Origin of the sequence: Methylobacterium longum, from assembly GCF_022179385.1 — a bacterium.
GTDB classification, from domain to species: Bacteria; Pseudomonadota; Alphaproteobacteria; order Rhizobiales; family Beijerinckiaceae; genus Methylobacterium; species Methylobacterium longum.
The window spans coordinates 1-217 of sequence record NZ_BPQS01000208.1 but is presented as its reverse complement, the minus strand read 5'-3'; the positions used below and the strand labels follow the sequence as shown (position 1 = coordinate 217).

The 217-nt window shown below is 77.0% G+C and carries 1 protein-coding gene; it reads left to right on the top strand.

Annotated elements, in window-relative coordinates; translation table 11 throughout:
• Nucleotides 1-217, top strand: a 217-nt coding sequence (locus tag MFF58_RS32130; protein ID WP_238294394.1) for a hypothetical protein, incomplete at both ends; no start/stop codon positions are given.

Genomic DNA, 217 nt, shown 5'->3' with positions numbered 1-217 from the left:
GCCGCGCCGTCGTCCTGCTCAACTCCGACGCCCAGGTCTTCGGCGACTGGCTCGACCGGCTGGTGGCCCACGCCGAGCCCCAAGCCGCGCCCCGCGCCGAGCCCCACGCCGAGCCCCACGCCGGCTCCGCGGCCCCGCAGGACGGCGCCCGCCCGCCCGTGGCCAGCGTCACGCCGCTGTCCAACAACGCCACGATCTGCTCCTACCCGCGCTTCAA